Source organism: Hymenobacter yonginensis, assembly GCF_027625995.1.
In the GTDB taxonomy this organism is placed as follows: Bacteria; Bacteroidota; Bacteroidia; order Cytophagales; family Hymenobacteraceae; genus Hymenobacter; species Hymenobacter yonginensis.
The window spans coordinates 1,011,013-1,025,947 of record NZ_CP115396.1; the positions used below are offsets into that span (position 1 = coordinate 1,011,013).

General features: G+C 63.2%; 13 protein-coding genes and 1 tRNA gene. 11 read left to right on the forward strand and 3 right to left on the reverse strand.

The features are described from left to right. The first annotated feature begins 39 nt into the window (after positions 1-39). From O9Z63_RS04405 to O9Z63_RS04420, 4 genes are all read left to right on the forward strand, one after another. The gene (locus O9Z63_RS04405) at positions 40-564 is read left to right on the forward strand and encodes a c-type cytochrome (protein ID WP_270128107.1); all 525 of its coding nucleotides are present in this window, start codon (positions 40-42) and stop codon (positions 562-564) included. Between the two features lie 67 nt (positions 565-631). Then, entirely contained in the window at positions 632-889 is a 258-nt protein-coding gene (locus O9Z63_RS04410; RefSeq protein ID WP_044013096.1) for a MarR family transcriptional regulator, read from the forward strand. Between the two features lie 2 nt (positions 890-891). After that, positions 892-2,085 (forward strand): ABC transporter permease, encoded by a 1,194-nt coding sequence (locus O9Z63_RS04415; protein WP_270128108.1) that lies wholly within the window; start codon positions 892-894, stop codon positions 2,083-2,085. 105 nt (positions 2,086-2,190) lie between these two features. Then, positions 2,191-3,426, forward strand: a complete 1,236-nt coding sequence (locus O9Z63_RS04420) for a PP2C family protein-serine/threonine phosphatase (protein ID WP_270128109.1) — start codon at positions 2,191-2,193, stop codon at positions 3,424-3,426. A gap of 122 nt (positions 3,427-3,548) precedes the next feature. On the opposite strand, the gene O9Z63_RS04425 is transcribed toward O9Z63_RS04420, so the two are convergent. The 3 genes from O9Z63_RS04425 to O9Z63_RS04435 form a co-directional block, all read right to left on the reverse strand. Beyond that, positions 3,549-4,364 (reverse strand): class I SAM-dependent methyltransferase, encoded by an 816-nt coding sequence (locus O9Z63_RS04425; RefSeq protein ID WP_270128110.1) that lies wholly within the window; start codon positions 4,362-4,364, stop codon positions 3,549-3,551. A gap of 162 nt (positions 4,365-4,526) precedes the next feature. After that, complete coding sequence (locus O9Z63_RS04430) at positions 4,527-5,981, reverse strand: O-antigen ligase family protein (protein WP_270128111.1); 1,455 nt, start codon at positions 5,979-5,981, stop codon at positions 4,527-4,529. 87 nt (positions 5,982-6,068) lie between these two features. Next, positions 6,069-7,136 (reverse strand): GumC domain-containing protein, encoded by a 1,068-nt coding sequence (locus tag O9Z63_RS04435; RefSeq protein WP_044013091.1) that lies wholly within the window; start codon positions 7,134-7,136, stop codon positions 6,069-6,071. A 318-nt stretch (positions 7,137-7,454) separates the two neighbouring features. Between O9Z63_RS04435 and O9Z63_RS04440 the strand changes: the two genes are divergently transcribed. The 7 genes from O9Z63_RS04440 to O9Z63_RS04470 all read left to right on the forward strand — a co-directional run bounded on the left by O9Z63_RS04440 (position 7,455) and on the right by O9Z63_RS04470 (position 14,803). Then, the gene (locus O9Z63_RS04440) at positions 7,455-8,846 is read left to right on the forward strand and encodes an oligosaccharide flippase family protein (RefSeq protein WP_270128112.1); all 1,392 of its coding nucleotides are present in this window, start codon (positions 7,455-7,457) and stop codon (positions 8,844-8,846) included. A gap of 219 nt (positions 8,847-9,065) precedes the next feature. Beyond that, the gene (locus tag O9Z63_RS04445; RefSeq protein ID WP_270128113.1) at positions 9,066-10,196 is read left to right on the forward strand and encodes a glycosyltransferase family 4 protein; all 1,131 of its coding nucleotides are present in this window, start codon (positions 9,066-9,068) and stop codon (positions 10,194-10,196) included. A 154-nt stretch (positions 10,197-10,350) separates the two neighbouring features. Further along, on the forward strand, positions 10,351-10,989 hold the full coding sequence (locus O9Z63_RS04450; protein ID WP_270128115.1) for a polysaccharide deacetylase family protein: 639 nt from the start codon (positions 10,351-10,353) through the stop codon (positions 10,987-10,989). Positions 10,990-11,187: 198 nt separating this feature from the next. Then, positions 11,188-12,288, forward strand: coding sequence for a glycosyltransferase (locus O9Z63_RS04455; RefSeq protein ID WP_270128117.1), 1,101 nt, complete (start codon positions 11,188-11,190; stop codon positions 12,286-12,288). Positions 12,289-12,587: 299 nt separating this feature from the next. Further along, on the forward strand, positions 12,588-13,355 hold the full coding sequence (locus tag O9Z63_RS04460; RefSeq protein WP_270128118.1) for a TatD family hydrolase: 768 nt from the start codon (positions 12,588-12,590) through the stop codon (positions 13,353-13,355). A gap of 229 nt (positions 13,356-13,584) precedes the next feature. Further along, complete coding sequence (locus tag O9Z63_RS04465; RefSeq protein ID WP_270128120.1) at positions 13,585-14,634, forward strand: asparaginase; 1,050 nt, start codon at positions 13,585-13,587, stop codon at positions 14,632-14,634. An 81-nt stretch (positions 14,635-14,715) separates the two neighbouring features. Beyond that, positions 14,716-14,803, forward strand: a tRNA-Ser gene (locus tag O9Z63_RS04470). Positions 14,804-14,935: the final 132 nt, after the last annotated feature.

Here is a 14,935-nt window from a genome sequence, read left to right on the forward strand (position 1 = left end):
CGGCAAAGCGACGGTTACCTGTCCTATTTCACTATATCGATGAACCGAAACTGGTTGGAGCTGGTGTTTCCGGCGGCTATGGCGCTGCTGGTCGTCACGATTGGGGTGTTTATTCTGAGCATGACCGGGCTGCTGCATGAGGCAACGCCAAGCCTGGCAAACGACGTCTTGGAGCCGACGGAAGCGCCCTTGGCAGTTGACTCCGCTACGGCAAACGCCCCGCTGCCGCCCGGCGCCGACCCGGCCGCCATTGCCGCCGGCGACGCCCTCTTTAAGGGCAACTGCGCCCAGTGCCACGCCATCAACGACGTGGTAGTGGGCCCGGCGCTGGCGGGGCTCGCCAAACGCCGCCCCGAAAGCTGGCTGATTCCCTGGATCAAAAATTCCAGCAAAGTGGTAGCCAGCGGCGACGAGTACGCCGTGAAGATTTTCAACCAGTACCAGAAGCAGCAGATGCCCAGCTTCCAGCTCAGCGACGACGAAATCCGACAGATTCTGCTCTATGTTCGTTCGCAGGATGCCTTCGCCGGAACTGCCGGCCCAGGTTTGGTAGTAGTCGACTGACAAAAACCGCCGAATTGCGGGCGGGCTGCTACCTTTGGCTCCTGTTTCCGCCTTTGCCCTCCTCTCCGTGACTGACCCCGAATTCGATATTCTCGACGAGCTCTATTTCGTCACTCCTTTTGCCGCCCTGCGCCAGAAAACCGGCCTGCCGGCCGCCGAGCTGACCCAGCACCTGCGCAGCCTGCTCGAGCGCGGCCTCATCCGCAGCTACTGGCCCGACCCCGACACCGAGCTGGCCTACGAGGAAAGCTCGTTCGGGGCGCTCAGCCAGGATTGCCTGTTTCTGGCTTCCAAGGAAGGCCTGTTGCAGCACAACACCCGCTAGCCGTGGCCGGCTCCACGCTCACACGCACGCAAGCAACCACGGCCGGCGCCGCGGCCCGGTCGCCGGGCTACTACGTGCGGCAGCGGCTGCTCGGCAACCGCCCGGCCATGGCCGGGCTGGGCTTCATTATGCTGTGCTCCCTGATTGCGGTGCTGGGCTACTGGGTGCTGCCCGACAACTCGCCCAACGCCAACAACAGCTTGGTGCAGTTGCAGAAAGAACCACCCGGCTTCCAGGCCACGGTGCTGCGCCTGCCCATCCGGGACTCCCTGCGCTCGGCATCCGACAACATTTTCCGGAACTGGGCCTCGGGCCGCGCCCCGCGCTACCAGGAAGTGCCCATCGGCGGCTACCGCTTCCAGGGCGACTCCGTGTTCATCGAGCCCTACCAAAACCACTCAGCCTTGGCCGACAAGGCCCGCCGCTATTCACTGGCCGAGGTGGCGGGGCAACCCGGCACCCGCGCCGAGCTGCAGCAGCTGGTTGCGCAGGAGCGCATCGGGCCGCGCACCTACTGGCTGGGCACCGACAAATCGGGCCGCGACGAGCTGAGCCGGCTGCTGCTGGGCACCCGCGTCAGCCTCGGCATTGGGCTGGTGGCGGTGCTGATTTCGGTGGTGCTGGGCATGGCCGTGGGCGCCGTGGCCGGCTACGTGGGCGGCTGGCTCGACTCGCTGCTGCTGGGCGTGATGACCGTGGTGTGGAGCATTCCGGGCATCATGCTAGTTATTGCCATTTCGCTGGCCCTCGACAGCAAGGGCGTCTGGACCTCATTTGTGGCCGTGGGCCTCACCATGTGGGTGGACGTGGCCCGGGTGGTGCGTGGTCAGATGCTGAGCTTGCGCGAAAAAACCTTCGTGGAAGCCGGCCGCGTGCTGGGCCTGCCGCAAAGCCGCCTCATCATCCGGCACCTGCTGCCCAACATGACCGGGCCGCTGATTGTCATTGCAACCAGTAATTTTGCGGCGGCCATTCTGCTCGAAGCCGGCCTGAGCTTTCTGGGTTTGGGCGTGCAGCCGCCGGCCCCGTCGTGGGGGCTGATGGTGAACGAAGGCTTCCAGCTGCTGGGCACCGAAGCCGGCCTCTGGCTGACGCTGCTGCCCGGCCTAGCCATCAGCCTGCTGGTGCTCAGCTTCAACCTGCTCGGCAACGGCCTCCGCGACGCCTACGATCCTAAAACGCCTCTGAATGGTTGAAAGGACAGAGGATAAGGGATAAAGGATTACGGACAACTTCGGTATCGTATCCCTCACCCTTCCATCCCTCATCCTATATCCTTCATCCCTTATCCTTACTCCTCCATGCCCAACTCTACGCTCACCCCTGAAAAGCGCCTTTTCCTGAAAGACCGGGAACTAGGGGCCTTGCTGGAAATCACGCAGGCCATCAACCAGGACCACAGTGAGGGGGCCCTCTACAAAATCTTCCAGTTCACGCTGCTCGGCCAGCTCAACATCCGGCGGCTGGTGCTCTACGTGAAGGAAGAGGGCCAGTGGCAGTGCGTGGTGTCGTTTGGGGCGATGCTACCCGATTTCCGGCGGGTTTCGCTGCCTGAATCGGTGCTGCGCGGCACGGGCGGGCAGCCGGCTGCCCTGGCCGGTATGGGCCTGGGTACGGAGTGGAGCATGCTGGAAGCGGTGATTCCGGTGGTGCGCAACGACGAGGTGGTGGCCTACGTGTTTATCGGCAACGTACACGAGGACTACGCCAGCGGCGAGGCGGCCAAATTCCTGGAAACACTCAGCAACATTCTGCTCGGCGCCATCGATAACCGCCGCCTGGGCCGGCAGCGGGTGGCGGCGGCTGCCATGCGCAAGGAGATTGAAATTGCGCAGGAAGTGCAGACCATGCTGTTTCCACGCAAGCTGCCCAACGACGCCCACGTGGCCGTGGCCGCGTCCTACGTGCCCCACACGGCCGTCGGTGGCGACTACTACGATGTGGTGGACATCGACGCCAACCGCTTCCTGTTCTGCGTGGCCGACGTATCGGGCAAAGGCGTGGCGGCATCGTTGCTGATGTCCAACTTCCAGGCCGGGCTGCGCACGCTGCTCCGCCAGCAGGTTGATCTGGCTACCATCGCGCAGGAGCTCAACAACCTGATTTTCCGCAATGCCGGCGGCGACAAGTTCATCACCGTGTTCTTCGGTGTCTACGACCGCGCCAGCCGCGTGCTGCAATACGTGAATGCCGGCCACAACGACCCCCTGCTAGTGTTCGACTCGGGCCAGGTGGAGCGCCTGCGCGAGGGCACCATCATGCTGGGCGTGATGGACGAGCTGCCGGGTCTGAAAGTGGGGGAGGTGCACATTCCCGGCCGCGCCCTGCTGCTCAACTACACCGATGGCCTGACCGAAGTGTTCGACGCCAACCAGGAAGAGTTCGGCGAAGAAGGCATCCTGGCTCTGCTGGCCCAGAACCGCTACTTGCCCCTCAAGCGCCTGCACGAAGAGCTGCTGGCCTCTATAAAAGCCTACAACGTCAACGGCAGCCAGTTCGCCGACGACGTGACGATTCTGAGCTGCCGGTTTAAGTAGGGCCATAAGGCCGTCATGCAGAGCGGAGCGAAGCAGTTCGCCAGTGTGGTAGAATCAATACACTAGCGAACTGCTTCGCTCCGCTCTGCATGACGGCCTTGCGGCCTTAATCTTATGGGGCCTTACTTTGCCTTCCCCGCCACGAAGTTGAGGCCGAAAAACAGGTTTTCCTTGAGCAACGAGTTGCTGCGCCAGAGGCGGCCTTCGCGGGCCATGAGCTGCTGGGAGTTGCCGTCTTTGAACATGAACGGCGGAAACAGGCGGATGTACTGCACGTCGGCGGGGTAGATGTGCAGGTGCTGCTTGGCTAGTTCGCGGCGCCAGGTGGCCAGGTCGCGGATGTTCTCGTTGCCAAGCAGGATGTTCTTCTGCAGTTGCTCGTCGTAGATTTCGATGATGCGCTTGTTGCCGCGACGCAGGTACAGCTTCAGGTTCTGCACCACGTTGCCGCCGTTTTCCTCCACGATAATCAGGTTGCCGGCCGGCTTCAGGGCCGAGTGGAAGATGCGCAGCGCATCCTGCAGCGGCTCTAGGTGGTGCAGCGTGTCCTGGATGATGACGTGGTCGTAGGAGGCCGGCGCCGGGGGCGAGTCGAACAGGTTTTCGTAGCTGTAGGTGAAGCCCGACACGTCGCCGAACTGCGACCAGTATTTCAAGCGCTCCGGAATGTGCTTGAAGTAGAACTCCAGAGTGGTGCCGTGCACCTTGTAGCCGTTGAGGGCCAGGAAAATAGCGGTGGTGCCGTAGCCGCAGCCGCAGTCCCAGATGGCGGCCTCGGTGCTGGGCAGGTGGTCGAGGATGTAGTGCAGGCGCTGCGTGACGTAGGACTTGCGGAACTCGAAGCTGGCCGGATTCTCTAGAAACTTATAGTAGCTGGTCAGATGCTGATTGCTGCGTAGTTCGTCCAGAAACAGCTCAAAGAATTCGTTAACGGTCATTGTCAGTGGCAAAAGAAGGGAAATAGGTGCGGGCACTGCTGCCTTTGGCGAAGGTACAGGCTAGAGATATTAGTTGTTAGTAGCAGGTTGATAGTTGTTGGTTGTCAGTTACCCGTTGTCAGGTCGTGCGAGTTCTTTTCACTGACAGCTAGCAACGAAAAACTACACTAACCGGGCCTGCTCGTTGTCTTCCACCCATAGCTGCACCCGAATCAGGATGGCCAGGGAGATGTAGTAGAAGGAGCCGATTTTATCGACCTCCACCAGCTCATTCAGCAGCAGGTGAAACACGGTGATGACCAGCGACAAGCCGGCGGCCATCACGAGGCGGCGGTGCTGGGCGGTCTGGGCGCGGTGGTAAAGGCGCTCCACGAGCAGCAGCGCCGTGAACACCAGCGCCACAAACAGCAGAAAGCCCGGCACGCCCTGCTCGGCCAACTGCAGCAGGAAGTAGTTGTGGGTGGTCGACTTTTCTGGGTTGTCGCTCACGTAGGTGCGGAAGCTGCGCACGGTGTAGCGCTTGTACTCGGGGTAGAACGTGGAGGGGCCGCTGCCGGTCAGAGGCTTGTCGGCAATCATGTGGGCCGCCGCCACCCAGCGGTACACTCGCTCCATGCCCGACACGTCCTGCAGTTTGTAGGTGGCCTCCAGGTGCTTCTCGAAGTTGCCGCCGTTGAAGATGGTTTTCTCAAATTCCGGCGCGTACAGCATATAGGTGTTGTCGCGAACGAAATAGGCCGTGGTGAGCAGCGTGCCCACGCTGGCCACAATCAGCACCACCCGCGTCAGGCGTAGCCGGATGATGCCGTAGTACAGCCCGGCCACCACCAACGATAACATGGAGGCGCGGGTATAGGAGAGCAGCACGCCGCCCACCGCCACCAGCACCACCGCGTACCAGAGCCAGCGTGCGCCGCGGGAAGTGGCGTCGCGGGCGGCGTAGAAGGCCAGCGGTACCAGCAGCGCCGCCGTGGCCGCGTACAGCACGTGGTTGTGGTAGAAGGGCTGAATGGCCCAGTTGATGGAATCGAAGCCGAAGCCCTTGGCGGCGTGGCGCAGCATGGTGTACACCACGGTAGCGCACACACCCGCGGCAAACAGCGCTACTATCCGCCAGATATCCTGGGGGCGGCGCACCACGGCTAGCGTCACGAACACGAAGGGCACGATGTACCATGTCTTGGCCAGCAGGTATTTCACCGACTTGAGCGTGTTCACGGAAAACGCCGTGCTCACCACCGACCACAGTAGCGCCAGCCCCATCAGCACCACCAGCGGGTGCGTCCAGACGCGGGCCGGCACCTGGCTCCGGCCCAGCAGCACGCTCACCACAAAGCACACCAGCAGCACCAGCAGCAGCGGCTCTGAGGGCACGTCCATGCTCAGGCCGCCGGGCAGCGCCACTTCCACCGAGAAGGCCAGCGTGGCCAGCAGAATGTAGTACACCCAGCGCCAGTCCACGAGCAGCACCGCCACGCCCAGCGCCGCCACCGGCAGCGCCAGCCAACCCGACGAGCGCAGCATCGCCGCCGCCCCACAGCTCAGCAACAGCCCCACAAACGCCATAAATAGGCGCTGGTCGGTGAAGTGCGGCCGCAGAGAGGACAGGGGTTTCATGTAGGGCTTAGGGCTTATTGCCTGGGGCTTAGGGCTTGGTGATAGGAGGTTAAGCTGATGAATAACCTAAGCCTTAAGCCCTAACAACTAGTTCTTAATCGACAGATTGCCGCGGTAGAGCTCCAGCAGGGTGATGAAGATGACGGCGAAGGCGAAGGTCACGAGCACCGACGACAGCACGATAAACCAGCGTACCGGCGCGGCTTTGCGGGTGGCAGGGTAGGCTTCCTGCACCACGTAGATACTGGAAATCTTGCCGCTGATGCTCAGGCTGGCCGATTCGTAGTCGCCACGGGCCTTGATGAGACGGGTCTGGATGTCGTTGAAGCGGGCGTAGAGCGTGTTCATCCGGTCGTTGCCGGCGGTGTAGCTTTCCAGGTTGAAGATGTTGCCGCCATCGGCGCGGGTGAGGGCACGCAGGGCGCGGCGCAGGCCGGCGGCCTTGCTGCTGTTGCCTTCGCCTTCGGCCCGGCGCAGCGCATTTTCGGTTTCGATGATTTCCTTGGCCAGATACCGGGATTCCAGGGCCAGGCCATACACGCCGTAGCGGCGGCGTCCGGCCAGCAGGCTGTCATAGGTGCTCTGGTATTCGCGCTCCAGGAAGCTGCGGCGCTGGTCGTAGAGGCCCAGCACCTTGCGGCGGTTGGCAAACGTGAGCTGCTGGTTGACGGAGTCGATGCTCTGCACCATGGCATTCACGATGCGGGCAGCCAGCACTTTGTCGGTGTCCAGGAAGGTCAGCTCAATGGCGTCCCGGTCGTTGTGGACGATGTTGAGGTTGCTGCTGAACTCGTTGAGGGCGGCGTTGTCGGCAATGTCGTCGCCGGCCTGGCCCACGCCGTAGTGCTCGTGCAGCTTGAAGCGGCGGATGATGCCCTCGGCCACGGGCTGCGACTGCCCGATGGTGATGACCCGGTCCAGGTCTTCATTACGGCCGCCCAGCTCCAGCTTGCCGCCCTCCGTCACAATCCGGTCGGGGTCGGTAGTATTGGGGTTGGTGGGGTAGAACACCGAGGTGGACTTGTAGACGTTGGGCATCAGCAGGGCTACCACCGCACTGACCACAAAGGCCAGCGCCACCGCGCCGAGCACCAGATACTTCCAACGATTGATAACCGGCCACAGGCCCAGCAGCGAATAGGAGCGGGATGACATAGAGGGGCGAAAAGACAAGCTACTGCGGTATTGCCGGCCTGCCGGCCACACCACAACGCAGCAAAGCTAGTGTAATCGGGCATTACATGTAGCATAGGCTTTAGCCTGTGCTGGCTTCAGCTCCAACTCGCTTTCCAAAAAGGAAGAACTATAGAGTGGACTGTGAAAATCTGTAGGCTGGTGGCATTCCGCCTTTTGCACGGGGCGGGCAGGCGGAAGTCTGGCACCGGCGGAAGCCTATGCTACATTCCTTGTAATTTCGCGGCCCATCCTCTATTCCCGGCCTGTATCAAACGCTTTTTCGGAAATATCAGCTTCGTGGTGCTGCTCAACCTGCTGGTGAAGCCGGGCTGGGTGATGGTGGAAAGCCTGGTGCAGGACCGACTGGGCCACGCGGCGTTCGGCACGTTCACGGCGTTGTTCACGCTGGCCACCATCCTGGCGCAGGTATCCGACCTGGGTACCACCCAGCTCACCACCAAGCGCGTCGCCGCCAACCCCGACTTCCTCACCGAGTACTTCCCGACGCTGCTGCCCCTGAAGGGCTGGCTGTCGGGGCTGTTTCTGTTGGTTACGCTGGGTATCGGGTGGCTGCTGGGCTACCGCGGCCATACGCTCACGCTGCTCGGCCTCACGGCGGGCGGTCTGCTGTTGGCGCAGTACACGCTGTTTCTGCGGGGCGTGCTGCAGGCCCATCAGCGCTTCAACACCGATGCACTACTGTCGGTGCTGGAAAAGCTGCTGCTGCTGGGGCTGGTGCTGCTGCTGGTGCCCATCGGCATTTCCCTGGACCGCTACGTGGGCGCCCGCACGCTGGCCGTGGGCTTCACGTTTGTGGTGCTCTACGGCGTCATTGCGCGGCTCTACGGGCGGGTGCGGTTCCGGCTGCAGGTGGGCCAGGCCCGCACCGTGCTCAAAGCCAGTCTGCCGCTGGCCTTCATTACGCTGGTATATGGGCTGAATGAGCGGATTGACATGCTGATGCTGGAACGGCTGGTGTCGGCGCAGGAGGCCAGCTACTACGCCGCCTCCTACCGCTGGCTGGACACCATGATGATGTACCTCTGGACGGTGCTGCCGCTGTTCTTCGCCAAGTTCGCCCACGCCACCGGCCGGCCCGAGGAGCAGAAGGACCTGCTCTGGTTCGGGCAGCGCGTGGTCACGGTGCCCATGCTGCTGATCTGCGGCTTTGTGCTATTTCGGGGCGAAATCCTGTTCTGGCAGTTCACGCACAGCACGCCGCCGGAAGTGGCCCGCATGGCGCTCTGCCTCAAGATTCTGTTCGTGAGTGTGCTGGTGCACGCCTTCTTCGCCATCTACAGCACTCTGCTCACCAGCACCAACCACGAGCGGCCGGTGAGCTGGCTGGTGGGCCTGAGCATCGTCCTGAACGTGGGCCTGAACCTGGTGCTGCTACCGCGCCTGGGGGCGGTGGCTGGCGCCATCAACACGCTGGTGTGCGCCGTATTTGTGTCGGTGGGCTACCTGTGGCTGGTGCATCGGCGCACGGGCGTGCCGGTGCCGTGGGCGTGGCTGGCGCGGCTGGCGCTGGCCTTCGGGCTGCTGTGCGCCGTGTGGGCGGGCCTGCAAATGGGCCTGCAGCTGCACTGGCTGTTAGAGTCGGTGCTGGCCGGCCTGAGCTTCGTGGCCATCCTGTTCCTGACCCGCATCGTGCGCGTAGCCGAGCTGCGGCAGTTGCTGGGGAGGTGAGGTGGTGGGCTGGTGGATTTGTATACAGTCTGTCATCCTGAGCCTGCGAAGGACCTTCTCACGCCAGCACATAATTGATAAAAGGAGCTTTTTGCTGAGGTTTGCTTGGGTTGAATCGAAGTCCGCTGAGTCGTTCCAGACTGATAAGGTCCTTCGCAAGCTCAGGATGACAGCTACCTTTGTCACCCCACCAACCCACCAAATCATCACCCCACCACCTTGCACATCGCCGTAAACACCCGCTTTCTGTTGCCCGGCGGCCAGCTGGAGGGCATTGGGCGCTTCACGTTCGAGACGTTGAAGCAGCTGGTGGCGGCGCACCCGGAGCACACGTTTCACCTGCTGTTTGACCGCGCCTTTGATGCGCGGTACCTGACGGGCCCCAACGTGGTGCCGCACGTGCTGCTGCCGTCGGCGCGGCACCCGTTTCTGTGGGTGGCGTGGTTTGAGGGGGCCGTGGCGCTGTGGCTGCGGCGGCACCGGCCGGCCGTGTTCCTCAGCCCCGACGGCTACACCACCCTGGCTACCCGCGTACCCCGCGTGACGGTGTTCCATGATCTGGCCTTCGAGCATTTTCCCGAGCACATGAGCGGGCTGGAGCATCGGTACTATCAGTTTTTCGCGCCCCGCTTTGCCCGGGCTTCGGCGCAGCTGGTAGCAGTGTCGGAGGCGACGCGGCAGGATCTGGTGCGCACGTATGGTGTGGCGCCCGGCAAAACCCGGGTGGCCGGCAACGCGGCCGATGCGCACTTCCAGCCCCAGCCACCGGCCGTGCAGACCGCTACGCGGGAGCGGTACGCGGCTGGCAAACCCTACTTCCTGTTTGTGGGCGCCCTGCACCCGCGCAAAAACCTGACGAATCTGCTGCGCGCCTTCGACGCGTTCAAGCAGCGCACCGGCGCCGCCACCAAGCTGCTCATCGTGGGCCGCACGGCCTGGAAAGCGGGCCCCATGTTCGACGTGTACCAGCAGCTGCAGTTTCGCCACGACGTGCACCTGACCGGCCGCGTGACCGAAGAAGAGCTGGTGCAACTCTACGCCGCCGCCCACGCCACCGTCTACGTGCCCCTGCTCGAAGGCTTCGGCATTCCCATCATCGAGGCCCAGGCCTGCGCCTCGCCAGTTCTGACCTCCGACTGCAGCTCCATGCCCGAAGTAGCCGGCGGCGCGGCCCTGCTCGCCGATCCGCACGATGCTGGCGCCATCACCAACGCGCTGGTGCGCCTGCATCAGGAGCCCGCGCTACGTGCCTCGCTAATAGAAAAAGGCCTGCAGAACGTGCAGCGCTACTCCTGGCAGCACAGCGCCGAAGTGCTGTGGGAGGCGGTACTGGCGGCGGTGAAAGAATGAGGATGCAGCATGGTGTAGAGACTTGTATTCGCGTCTCGTCGTTGAACGACCGTAGCCGCGCCGTCCGTTTAAACAACATCACCAACGATAAGACGCGAATACGCGTCTCTACACCGCCCCAAGCCTACAACGTCACCGTTCCCGATTGAAAACCATGCGTGTCCACCGCCTCCCCGAAATCATGCAACGCTGGCTGCCGCACACTGAGTGGCGTGGGCCGGTGCGGGCGGGGGAGAAGCCGCTCTACCTCACTTTCGACGACGGCCCTATTCCGGAGGAAACGCCCTTCGTGCTGGAGCAGCTGGCTCGGCACAACGCCCGCGCCACGTTCTTCTGCGTCGGCGACAACATAGAAAAGCACCCCGACATTGCCCGGCAGGTGCTGGCCGCCGGCCACCGCCTCGCCAACCACACCTTCCACCACGTGAGTGGCTGGCGGACGCCGCTGCCGCAGTATCTGCAGGAGGTGGCCCGTTGCCAGCAGGCGCTGGATGCGCTGCTGCCGCAGCCCGAGGCCCGGCCGCTGCTGCGCCCGCCCTATGGCCGTCTCACCCGCGCCCAGGCCGCCGCGCTGCACTCCAGCCACCGCCTCATCATGTGGGATGTGCTCACCTACGACTACGACGCCGCCTATCCGCCCGAAACCTGCCTGCGTGCCGCCCTGGCCCACACCCGCCCCGGCGCCATCGTCGTGTTCCACGACAGCCGGAAGGCCCGCCACAACCTGCGCGCCGTGCTGCCGCGCTACCTAGCGGCCTGTGCTGAGGAAGGGTATTCGTTTGAGCTGTTGTAGTAGCAGTGGGTTGAAAAAGAACGTCCTGCTGCATATTCGGCGCAGCACGAGCAGTAGCGCGAACTTTGTAGTTCGCGCTACTGTCCGCACAACGCTCTAGCGACCCTCGCTGCAACATCAGCCCGCGAGATGCTTCGCTGCGCTCTGCATGACGTTCTTATTTTGTCACCCCATCACCCCATCACCCCATCACCAACTTTGCTGTTCCTCACGCTTTTTCTTTCCGGGTGGTTTCTGATTCTGGCGGCTTCCACGCTGCTGCTGGCCACGCGGCGCGGGAGCCTGCCGGGGCCGCTGCCGCAGCTGTTGCCGCGCGTGAGTTTGCTGATTGCGGCCCGCAACGAGGCGGCGGCCATCGGGCGCTGCCTGCAGTCCGTCCGGCAACTGGAGTACCCGGCGCATTTGCTGGAAGTACTGCTCGGTGATGATGGCTCCACCGACGGTACCGCCGCCGTAGCCACCCAGGCAATGGAGGGCTTCGGCGGCACGTTTCGGGTGGTGCCCATTCAGGAGACGCTGGGACTGGCCCGCGGCAAGGCCAACGTGCTGGCCCACCTCACCCGCGCCGCCACTACCGACTTTTTCCTCATCACCGATGCCGACATTGCCGTGCCTCGCACTTGGGTTTCGGCGCTGCTGGCCCACGCGCAGCCGGGTATCGGCACCGTGACGGGCCTCACGCTGGTGCAGGGCCCGCGTTTGTTTGATAAGCTACAGGGCCTCGACTGGCTGATTTCGCTGGGGCTGGTGCAGGTGGTGTCGGATCTGGGTCGGCCCGTGACGGCCATGGGCAACAACATGCTGGTGACGCGCGCCGCCTACGAAGCCACCGGCGGCTACGAGGCGCTGCCGTTTTCCGTCACCGAGGACTTTGAGCTGTTTCGGGCCACGCTGCGCCACGGCTTTGGTTACCGGATTCTGTTCCGCCCCGAGGTGCTGGCTGAGAGTTTGCCCATGCCCACGTTTGGCGCGCTGCTGCACCAGCGTCGCCGCTGGAGCCGGGGCGTGGAAAGCCTGCCGTGGTGGCTGAAAGGCGGTTTGCTGTACTATGCGGGCTTCTATCCGGCGCTGCTGGCGCTCTGGTGGCTGGCCGGGCCGCTGGTGGCCGGGCTGGTGCTGCTGGCCAAAATGCTGCTGCAGGGGCTGCTGGCCGCGCTCTGTTTCCGCCGCGCCGGCCGCCGCGCCCCACTGCACCTGCTGCCGCTGTTCGAACTCTACACGCCCGCCCTCACCGCCGCCCTGGCCATCTTCCGCCTGCTGCCGCTGTCGTTTGACTGGAAGGGGAGAAGGTATCGCTAGGTTTTAAGGCATAGCGCTTGGTGCATAGTGAGCTGGGGTGGGGTTCCGGTCCGGCGGCTTTTTCAGCCGTCGAGCCGGTCGTCGTTAAAGCGGTCTAGGAGCGGCATCAGGCTGGTGCGTCAGCACGCCACGACCGGTCCGACGGCTGAAAGAGCCGCCGGACCGGGGCCGTTCGGCCGGCCGGGCTGCCCGCCGTAACTTGCGCCCGCTAAGCCGGCACCGTTCCAACCCAGGTCCTAATCCACAATCCCCAGGCCCTATGCCCCAAGCACTAAGCACAAGGCACCAAGCACCAAACAATGCATTTCACCGATTCCCACGCCCACGTTTATTCCGAGCAGTTCAAGCCCGACCAAGATGACATGCTCAACCGCGCCTTTGAGGCCGGCGTGCAGACCATCCTCATGCCCAACATCGACCACGAAAGCATCGACGCCATGCTGGAAACTGAGGCGCGCTTTCCGCAGCAGTGCCACGCCATGATGGGTTTGCATCCGTGCCACGTCACCAAAAACTTCGAGCGGGAGCTGTACGAGGTGGAAGACTGGCTGGGGAAGCGGCCGTTTGCGGCGGTAGGGGAGTGCGGCATCGACCTGCACTGGGACAAAACCACCCTCGGCATTCAGCAGGAGGCGCTGCGGGTGCAGATCGAGCTGGCCAAAAAGCACCAGCTGCCGCTGGTGCTGCACACCCGCGAGGCCTTCCGCGAAACCACCGACCTTATCGAGGCTGGGCAGGACGGCACGCTGCGCGGCGTGTACCACTGCTTTTCGGGTACCGTAGCCGAGGCCGAAGAGGCTATCCGGTTGGGCTTCCTGCTGGGCATTGGGGGCGTGGTCACGTTCAAGAACGGCGGCCTCGACAAGGTGCTGCCCGGCATAGCGCTGGAGCACCTGCTGCTCGAAACCGACTGCCCCTACCTGGCCCCGATGCCGCACCGCGGCAAGCGCAACGAGCCGGCCTACCTGCCCCTCATTGCCCGGCGCATCGCCACGCTGCTCGGCAAAACCGAAGCCGAAGTAGTGGAAGCCACCACCCACAACGCCCGGCAGCTGTTCAAGCTGTAATGGCGGCTGACAGGGCTAGAAAACTAGTTCCCCTCCTTGGAAAGGAGGGGTTAGGGGTGGTTGATAATCGTTGAACAACAACTAGAATCTAGTTCTAAAAACCGTTCGGCCATCCATCAACCACCCCTAGCCCCTCCTTTCCAAGGAGGGGAACTAGTTTTCTAGCTTTGTAGCCGGCAGCCGCCCTGCCTACCTTGCTCCTCCAACCCAACCCAATCCTGCCCCGCCCTTGCTTTCTTCTGATTCGCGCCCTGAAACGGCTGTTCTCGTTATTTATACCGGCGGCACGGCCGGCATGGCTTACAACAAGCGCGGCGAGCTGGTGCCGATGAACTTCGAGCAGATCCGCAAGAAGATGCCCGAGCTGCGCCAGCTCAACATGCAGGTGGAGGTGCAGAGCCTCGGCGAGCCGATTGACTCCAGCAACGTCAGCATTCAGGACTGGCTGCGCATTGCGGCCCTCATCGAGGAAAACTACGCCCGCTACGACGGCTTCGTGGTGCTGCACGGCACCGATACCATGGCCTACTCGGCGGCGGCTCTAAGCTTTCTGCTGGAAAACCTGGGCAAGGCGGTGGTATTCACCGGGGCGCAGGTGCCCGTGGGCCGTATCCGCACCGATGCGCGCCGCAACCTCATTACGGCCTTGGAGTTTGCCGCCGCCCGCCACCCGCTGGCCGGCACGGTGCGGGTGCCCGAAGTATGTCTGTTTTTCAACGACGTGCTGATCCGGGGCAACCGGGCCAAGAAGGTGGAAAGCCAGCAGTACAACGCCTTTCGCTCCGAGAACTACCCGCCGCTGGCCCGCGCCGGTATCGAGCTGGATTTTGACGACAAGCAGATCCGGCCGCTGCCCGCGGCTCCGCTGCGCGTGCACCAGCGCTTCTCCGACCACGTCACGATTCTGCCGCTGTTTCCGGGCCTTACCGAGCGCATGGTGCGCACTCAGCTGGAAGCCGACGGCCTGCGCGGGGCCATCCTCGAAACCTACGGCTCCGGCAACGCGCCCACCGCGCCCTGGTTCCTGAAGTGCCTGCGCGACGCCACCGACCGGGGCGTGCACCTGCTCAACGTGAGCCAGTGCGAGGAAGGCCGCGTGCTGCAGGGCCGCTACGAAACCAGCGCCTACCTCACCGACCTGGGCGTGCTCGGCGGCGACGACATCACGCTGGAAGCGGCCATCACCAAGCTCATGTTTGTGCTGGGCCTGGAGCAGCCGGCTGCCGACACGCGCCGCCTGCTCACCCACGACCTGCGCGGCGAAATCACGCCGGCCTGAGGCAGATTCTGCGCCCGAATTGCGGCCGGGGCTTGTGTATCCGGAAAAACGGGTGTTATTTTGCGCCACCTTACCGCACCTAGAGAGGTGTCCGAGTGGTTGAAGGAGCACGCCTGGAAAGTGTGTATGGGTCTAAAGCTCATCGTGGGTTCGAATCCCATCCTCTCTACATTTTTACGATAAAACCCCGTTTGCAAGACGCAAACGGGGTTTTGTTTTTTTCAGCAGTGCTGAAGGGGGCGGGGAGTGAGGGCCTATGAAATGCGGCAGCCAAGTCAGTGGGCCGGTATTTCCAGCTTTT